A 3364-nucleotide genomic window follows, 5' to 3' on the forward strand; every position below is an offset into this window, starting at 1 on the left:
CGAGAGATGACAGACTGGGCACCCAACGGAGCTCCTACCGAACAGTGATCTTGGTCGACACGGTTCTAGCAGGAGCTCCGTCCCATTTCAGGCGACTTGACGCGGCCACCCACGGCTCTATCTACACGGCATTGGATCTAGAAGCCAGCGGGAACAAGCACTACCCCAAGACGCCGTAACCGCAGGTCAGCGGATTGTGTCGGATGGCCACCATGGTGTATATGGCGCTCGGCGACGCCATCGTCCGGTGACCGCTCTCATCCAATCGAGTCGTCTACTCACTGAACCCAGTCGTTTGGCCTTCCGTCTCAGTGAACCTAGTCGTGTAGGTGATCGCGCTGGGGGTGCTGGGTGGCTGTACTCACTGGGGTGGATCTTGCGAGGCCGTACGTCGAGTTGCCGTACGTGGACGCCGTACGCGAGCGACAACGGCGTCCGCTGCTGGACTGCGTGACGACCCGTTTCGAGGACGTGGCACCGGTGCGGCCCTTTCGGTGGTCTCGCGGTGAGCGTCACTTCGCGGGCTGGTACTGGGTGGCGACGACTGGGCAGCACGTCGGCTTCGAGTCCTGGTTGGAGCGGGATCAGCTCCTGCTCATGGACTTTGACCCGCAGGTGGCAGGGATCGCCTCGCAGCCGTTCTGGCTGTACTGGTACGACGCCGAACGAGAGCGTCGGCACGCTCCGGACTACTTCGCCCGCCACGCGGATGGCTCGGCGGTGGTCATCGACGTCCGCGCGGATGAACGGATCGAGCCGAAGGACGCGGAAGCGTTCGAGGTGACGCGGCTGGCCTGCGCTCAGGCCGGATGGGGGTTCGAGCGGGTCGGGACGCCGGAGGCGGTGCTGCTGGCGAATGTCCGGTGGCTATCGCGCTACCGGCACCCACGCTTCCTGCACCGCCCGGTTGCGGACCGGCTGCCGGAGGTCTTCGCGGAGCCGGGTCCGATGTTTCCGGGGGCCGACGTGGTGGGTGACCGGCTCACGATGCTACCCACCCTGTTTCATCTGCTCTGGCTCCAGGAGCTGGTCGTCAAGGATCTGGCGGTCGGGCTGATGGGACCGCGCACGGTCGTGGGCCTGGCCGGCAGGGGTGTCCAATGAGCGGGAGTCGGCGGACGGTTCCGCCCACGGCCCGGATCGCGGAGTCTCCCGAGACGGCGGCCGAACAGGCCCGTTGGTGGGAGGGGCACATTCTTGAAGTCCTGCACGGCCTGCCGCCGGACGCTTCCGAAGGAGCGGTGCCGCGGCCGGAGTGCGATCCGAGACGTAGTTCGCTGGCTGAGCGTGAGCGGGCCAAGGCGGCCGAGCTGACGGCGGCCGAGCACCGGGTGACGGCCAGCGGGATCAAGCAGCGGCGCCAGCGCTATCAGCGTGACGGACTGATTGGGCTGGCCGACGGCCGGTCGGCCAAACAGATGCCGGCCTTCGGCAGTGTCGATGCGGCGGCGGTGGAGGCGATGCGGCAGGCGATCGGGGAGACGGCCGAGGACTCGTCGAAGACGATCGGGTTCATCGTCTGGCGGGCCAAGGAGATCCTGGCCGGCCGGAAAGGTGCCGCCCGTGTCGAGGTTCCTTCCCGTGCCGCCCTCTACCGGCTCTACAACAAGCTGGCGACCGGCACTCATGCGACGGGCTCGGCCCGCACACGCCGGTCGGTCAACGCACGGCCGCCCGGCCCGTTCGGGGAAGTGCCAGCCAGTGCGCCGGGCGAGCTCATGCAGATCGACTCGACCCCGTTGGACGTGCTGGTGCGGCTGGACGACGGCATCGCGGAGAAGGTCGAGCTGACCGCGATGGTCGACATCGCGACCAGGTCGATCACCGCGGCGGTGCTGCGGCCGACGACGAAAGCAGCCGACGCCTCCGCGCTGCTGGCCCGCAGCGTCACCCCGGAGGCGATGCGCCCGGGCTGGTCAGAGGCCCTGCTGATGTCCCGTTCGGTGCTGCCGCACCGACGGCTGCTGACCTTGGACGAGCGCCTGGACCGGGCGGTGGCACGACCGGTGATCGTTCCGGAGACGATCGTCTGCGACCACGGCAAGGTCTTCATCTCGAACAACTTCCGGGCGTCCTGCCGCTATTTGGGCATCAACCTGCAACCGGCCCACAAGGCGACCCCGACGGACAAGGGCACGATCGAGAAGACCCTGGCCACACTGTTCGCTCAGTTCGTCGCGGGCTGCACCGGTTCGACCGCGGACCGACGCGGCCGGAATCTGGAGGCCGGGCCGCTGTGGTCGCTACCCGAGTTGCAGGGCCTTCTGGACGAGTGGATCATCGGTCTGGCAGACCAGGCCGCCTGACGGGCTGCGTGACCCGCAGGCACCGAAGCGGGCGTTCTCGCCGAACGAGAAGTGCGCCACGCTGGTGGAGTCCTGCGGCCACATCCCGGTCCCGCTGAACGGCGCGGACTACATCGAGCTGCTGCCTGAGCGCTGGCAGGCGATCAACGCCTATGGCATCCGGATCAAGCACCGCACCTACGACGACGTCGAGCTGGGCCCAATTCGGCGCCAGCACTCCGGGGTGGTGGAGAAGAAGGGTCTGTGGGAGATCCACTACGACCCCTACGACATCTCCCGGATCTGGGTACGTGACCGCCAGGGCGATCGGTGGATCACCGTGTTCTGGAAGCACCTTCGCCGCGTCGGCGTCCCGTTCGGAGAGCTCGCCTGGGACCACGCCTGCGAGCAGGTCCCCGGCGGCACCGAGGAACAGATCGCGGATGCCGCCGCTGCCCTGCTGCGGCGGGCCCACGCCGGCCCTGCTCTGGAGAAGGGTCCTGCGGCCAAGCGTTCCCGCCGCGTCGCCGCCCGGACCCGGGCCACCACCCCCGAGTGGCCGATCCCGGACCCGCCTGCCGCCGAGCCCGCGCCGGACGAAGAGCGGACACCGAGCTGGCCAAGGTCATCCCGCTGGGTCTGTTCGACCCGCTCGCCAACCCCTGGAGGCGTCCGTGACCATCCCCGAAGCGGCGGGTCGACGAACCGCCCTGCACGAGGCCGATGCCGCAGCCAACCGGCAGCTCACCACCCTGGACGGATGGCGGACATTCGCCGCCGGCCCGCCCGAACCCCCGGTCCTGCTGTCTCCCGACGAACTGCAAAGGCTGTCCCCGGCAGAGCGGGCCCTCTACGACGAGGACCGGCTCGACCATCACGCCCGGATGCTCGTGGTCGCCACCTCGTTCGTCGAGAAGACCGTGGTCTGCGGCCGTCGTCGGTGGTTCTGGTCACCGAATGACACGGGAACGAAGCCGATCTCCACCCTGGTGCGCAACCTCGTCACGAACAGCGCCTACAACACCAACGATCTGCTCAATGTCGGCCCCCGGCCGGACGGCACCCTGGTACCCGTCCAA

Annotated in this window: 4 protein-coding genes and 1 pseudogene; all 5 read left to right on the top strand. The window is 68.3% G+C overall.

Annotation, left to right across the window (positions count from 1 at the left end):
* Positions 1 to 351: 351 nt before the first annotated feature.
* Positions 352 to 1104, top strand: coding sequence for a TnsA-like heteromeric transposase endonuclease subunit (locus PUR56_RS11010; RefSeq protein ID WP_329948750.1), 753 nt, complete (start codon positions 352 to 354; stop codon positions 1102 to 1104).
* Positions 1101 to 2306: a hypothetical protein gene (locus PUR56_RS11015; RefSeq protein ID WP_329948751.1), complete on the top strand. Its 1206-nt coding sequence runs from the start codon at positions 1101 to 1103 to the stop codon at positions 2304 to 2306. Before PUR56_RS11010 ends, PUR56_RS11015 begins: the two co-directional genes overlap by 4 nt.
* A 64-nt stretch (positions 2307 to 2370) precedes the next feature.
* A pseudogene (locus tag PUR56_RS11020) lies at positions 2371 to 2562 on the top strand (integrase); the annotation flags it as partial.
* A gap of 278 nt (positions 2563 to 2840) precedes the next feature.
* The gene (locus tag PUR56_RS11025) at positions 2841 to 2963 is read left to right on the top strand and encodes a hypothetical protein (protein ID WP_329948752.1); all 123 of its coding nucleotides are present in this window, start codon (positions 2841 to 2843) and stop codon (positions 2961 to 2963) included.
* Positions 2960 to 3364 (top strand): alpha-L-fucosidase (locus PUR56_RS11030; RefSeq protein ID WP_329948753.1); only part of this gene is annotated, 405 nt, incomplete at its 3' end. The genes PUR56_RS11025 and PUR56_RS11030, both read left to right, overlap by 4 nt.

The sequence above is a fragment of the Streptomyces sp. BE303 genome, assembly GCF_036290945.1.
Classification (GTDB): domain Bacteria; phylum Actinomycetota; class Actinomycetes; order Streptomycetales; family Streptomycetaceae; genus Kitasatospora.